This window comes from Lysobacter enzymogenes (assembly GCF_017168095.1).
Lineage (GTDB): Bacteria > Pseudomonadota > Gammaproteobacteria > Xanthomonadales > Xanthomonadaceae > Lysobacter > Lysobacter enzymogenes_D.
Genome location: NZ_LXSD01000053.1, coordinates 1 through 3839, shown reverse-complemented (window position 1 = coordinate 3839; position 3839 = coordinate 1). Strand labels below are relative to the sequence as shown.

Here is a 3839-nt window from a genome sequence, read left to right as displayed (position 1 = left end):
GCCGGCCCGGTGATGGCCGCCGGCGCCGGCGCGCTGGGCGTGCGCCTGGGCGGCGCGGCGCCGTATCACGGCGTGTGGGAGGCGCGGCCGTTGCTCGGCGAAGGCGCCGCGCCGGATGCCGGGTCGATCCGCCGCGCGTTGGCGCTGGTCGAGCGCGGCACCGTGTGGTGGCTGGTCGTCGTGGCCGCGGTCGCGGCCTTGGAGCGGTGGCATGCGCAGGTTTGATTCACTGCGCACGGCAGCGTTCACGACACCGTACGGAGGCGCGCATGCTTGAACACGGCGGCCGCCTGCTGCGCGCGGCGCAGCGCTACGGCATTCCCGCAGCGCAGTGGCTCGATCTGTCCACCGGCATCAACCCGGACGCGTGGCCGGTGCCGGAGATTCCTGCGCGCGCCTGGCAGCGCTTGCCCGAAGACGACGACGGCCTGGCCGAGATCGCCGCCGAGTACTACGGCGCGCCGCGGGCGTTGCCGGTGGCCGGCTCGCAAGCCGCGATCCAGGCCTTGCCCGAGCTGCGCGCGCGTTCGCGCGTCGGCGTGCTGGCGCCGGGCTATGCCGAGCACGCGCACGCGTGGCGCCGCGCCGGCCATGCGGTCGAAACTCTCGCCGCCGATGAACTGCTGGCGCAGCGCGAACGTTTCGACGCGATCGTGCTGATCCATCCCAACAACCCCGGCGGCGAGCGCTTCGAACGCGCGGCGCTGCTGGCCCTGCACGAACGCCTGAGCGCGCGCGGCGGCTGGCTGCTGATCGACGAGGCCTTCATGGATGCCACTCCCGAACGCAGCCTGTGCGGCGAAAGCGCGCGCGAGGGTTTGATCGTGCTGCGCTCGGCCGGAAAGTTCTTCGGTCTCGCCGGCGCGCGCGGCGGCTTCGTCTGCGCCGCGCCGGCGCTGCTGGCGGCGCTGCGCGAGCGGCTCGGCCCGTGGACCTTGACCGGACCGGCGCGCCACGTCCTGCGCCACGCCCTGGCCGACCGCGACTGGCACCAGCGCATGCGCACGCGCTTGCGCGCGCAAGGCGAACGCCTGGCCGCGCTGCTGCGCGCGCACGGTCTGGCGCCGAGCGGCGGCAGCGCGTTCTTCCAGTGGCGCCGCGATCCGCGCGCCGCGCAGTGGCACGAGGCCTTGGCGCGGCGCGCGATCCTGACGCGCTTGTTCGACGAGCCCGCGAGCCTGCGTTTCGGCCTGCCGGGCGGCGAGGACGAATGGCGGCGCCTGGATAACGCGCTGGCCGAGGTCGCGCTCGCCGAAACCGCACCGGTCGAAACCGCACCGGTCGAAGCCGCGCCGGTCGAAGCCGCGAGGCCGCCGCGATGAGCGCGCGCGTGCTGATGGTGCAGGGCTGCACCTCCGACGCCGGTAAGAGCGCCCTGGTCGCGGCGCTGTGCCGCTGGCTGCATCGCCGCGGCGTCGCGGTGGCGCCGTTCAAGCCGCAGAACATGGCGCTGAATTCGGCGGTGACCGCCGACGGCGGCGAGATCGGCCGCGCCCAGGCGGTGCAGGCGCAGGCCGCCGGGCTGGCGCCGCACACCGATTTCAACCCGATCCTGCTCAAGCCCGACAGCGACACCGGCGCGCAGGTGATCGTGCACGGCCGCGCCGTCGCCCGCCTCGACGCGCGTGCCTACCACGACTACAAGCGCACCGCGATGGACGCGGTGCTGGCCTCGCACGCGCGCCTGTGCGAGCGCTTTGCCGCGGTGGTGGTGGAGGGCGCCGGCAGCCCGGCCGAGATCAATCTGCGCGATCGCGACATCGCCAACATGGGCTACGCCGAAGCGGTCGATTGCCCGGTGCTGCTGATCGCCGACATCGACCGCGGCGGCGTGTTCGCGCACCTGGTCGGCACCCTGGCGCTGCTGTCGCCGAGCGAACGCGCGCGCGTGGCCGGCTTTGTGATCAACCGCTTCCGCGGCGACATCGGGCTGTTGCGCTCCGGGCTGGAGTGGCTGGAGCGCGAGACCGGCAAGCCGGTGTTCGGCGTGCTGCCGTATCTGCACGGCCTGCACCTGGAAGCCGAAGACGCATTGCCGCGCGAGGCCGACCGCAACGCCGGCGCGCGCCTGCGCGTGGCGGTGCCGGCGCTGCCGCGGATCAGCAACCACACCGATTTCGACGCGCTGCGCGCGCATCCGCAGGTCGAGTGCCGCTTCGTCGGCCCGGGCGACGCGCCGCCGCCGTGCGACCTGATCGTGCTGCCGGGTTCCAAGTCCACCCGCGCCGACCTGGCCTGGCTGCGCCGCAACGGCTGGGCCGAAGCCATCGCCCGGCATCTGCGTTACGGCGGCCGGGTGATCGGCATCTGCGGCGGCCTGCAGATGCTCGGCCGCGCCGTGCACGACCCGCGCGGGATCGAAGGCGAGGCCGGCTCCAGCGACGGGCTGGGCTGGCTGGACCTGGAAACGACCTTGCAACCGAACAAGCAACTGCGCAACGTGCGCGGCCGCCTGAACTTCGCCGACGCGGACGTGGCCGGCTACGAAATCCACTGCGGCGTCAGCAGCGGCGCGGCGCTGGCCTCGCCCGCGCTGCGCCTGGACGACGGCCGCAGCGACGGCGCGCTGTCGGCCGACGGGCAAGTGCTGGGCACCTACCTGCACGGCGTGTTCGACCGGCCGCAGGCGCTGGCGGCGCTGCTGCGCTGGGCCGGGCTGGAGGACGCCGAACCGCTGGACCTGCACGGCTTGCGCGAGCGATCCATCGATCGCCTCGCCGACGCGGTCGAACAACACCTGGACACCGCCGCGCTGGCCGCGCTGTTCGGCCTGCGCCATCCGCACGGAGAAGCCGCATGCGCACCCTGATCCTCGGCGGCGCGCGCTCGGGCAAGAGCGCATTGGCCGAACGCCTGGCCGCGGCGCATGAAGAGGTCGTCTATATCGCTACGGCGCAGGCGCTGGACGGCGAGATGGATGCGCGCATCGCGCATCATCGCGCGCGCCGGCCGGCGCAGTGGGCTTGCGTGGAAGAGCCGGTGGCGTTGGCGGCGGCGTTGCGTGCGCATGCGAAGCCTGGGCGTTGCGTGTTGGTGGATTGTTTGACGTTGTGGTTGAGTAATTTGTTGGGGCATGGGGATGTGGGTGTGTTCGAGCGCGAACGTAGAGCCTTCTTGTCGACCTTGCCCGAACTGGACGGGGCGGTGCTGTTGGTCAGCAACGAGGTCGGCCTGGGCGTGGTGCCGATGGGCGAGCTCAGCCGCCGTTTCGTCGACGAGGCCGGGCGCCTGCATCAGGCCCTGGGCGAGACCTGCGAGCGGGTGGCGTTCGTGGCGGCCGGGTTGCCGCTGGTGCTGAAGGGGCCCGCGTTGTGAACGCCGAGAGTGTGGAGGTCGAGGATTTGAACGAAGCCAGCCCGTGGTGGACGCGCGCGTGCCTGCGCGCCGACGAGGCCATCGCCGCGCAGGCGCGCGCGCGCCAGGCGCAACTGACCAAGCCGCCGGGTTCGCTCGGCCGGCTCGAAGACGCCGCGGTGCGGCTGGCGGCCTTGCAGCGCACGCCGCGGCCGGCGCTGCAGCGGGTGTGGATCAGCGTGTTCGCCGCCGACCACGGCGTCGCCGCCGAAGGCGTGTCGGCGTTTCCGCAGGCGGTGACCGGCGAGATGCTGCGCAACTTCGCCGGCGGCGGCGCGGCCATCGCCGTGCTCGCGCGCAGCCTCGGCGCCAGCCTGGACGTGGTCAACCTCGGCACGGTCAACGACCCCGGCCCGATCAAGGGCGTGCATCGCGCCATCGTCGCCGCGTCCACGGCCAATTTCTGCGAGGCCGCGGCGATGAGCGCGGCGCAGCTCGAGGCCGCGCTGGCCGCCGGCGCCGCCAGCGTGCGCGCCGCGCGCGAC

The 3839-nt window shown here is 73.5% G+C and carries 5 protein-coding genes; all 5 read left to right on the top strand.

From position 1 onward, the window contains the following. Nucleotides 1-225: cobalamin biosynthesis protein (locus A7A76_RS01575; protein WP_206409548.1), on the top strand; the 225-nt coding region annotated here is incomplete at its 5' end. 44 nt (nucleotides 226-269) lie between these two features. Further along, the gene (cobD, locus tag A7A76_RS01570; protein WP_206409547.1) at nucleotides 270-1322 is read left to right on the top strand and encodes a threonine-phosphate decarboxylase CobD; all 1053 of its coding nucleotides are present in this window, start codon (nucleotides 270-272) and stop codon (nucleotides 1320-1322) included. Next, the gene (locus A7A76_RS01565) at nucleotides 1319-2809 is read left to right on the top strand and encodes a cobyric acid synthase (RefSeq protein WP_206409546.1); all 1491 of its coding nucleotides are present in this window, start codon (nucleotides 1319-1321) and stop codon (nucleotides 2807-2809) included. Before cobD ends, A7A76_RS01565 begins: the two co-directional genes overlap by 4 nt. Next, complete coding sequence (cobU, locus tag A7A76_RS01560) at nucleotides 2797-3315, top strand: bifunctional adenosylcobinamide kinase/adenosylcobinamide-phosphate guanylyltransferase (RefSeq protein WP_206409545.1); 519 nt, start codon at nucleotides 2797-2799, stop codon at nucleotides 3313-3315. Before A7A76_RS01565 ends, cobU begins: the two co-directional genes overlap by 13 nt. A 62-nt stretch (nucleotides 3316-3377) precedes the next feature. After that, the coding region (locus A7A76_RS01555) for a nicotinate-nucleotide--dimethylbenzimidazole phosphoribosyltransferase (protein WP_206409549.1) at nucleotides 3378-3839 on the top strand (462 nt) is incomplete at its 3' end.

What these genes read in the sequence shown, in the direction of transcription:
- cobD (WP_206409547.1), top strand. Translation starts at nt 270, where the DNA reads ATGCTTGAACACGGCGGCCGCCTGCTGCGCGCGGCGCAGCGCTACGGC.
- A7A76_RS01565 (WP_206409546.1), top strand. Translation starts at nt 1,319, where the DNA reads ATGAGCGCGCGCGTGCTGATGGTGCAGGGCTGCACCTCCGACGCCGGT.
- cobU (WP_206409545.1), top strand. Translation starts at nt 2,797, where the DNA reads ATGCGCACCCTGATCCTCGGCGGCGCGCGCTCGGGCAAGAGCGCATTG.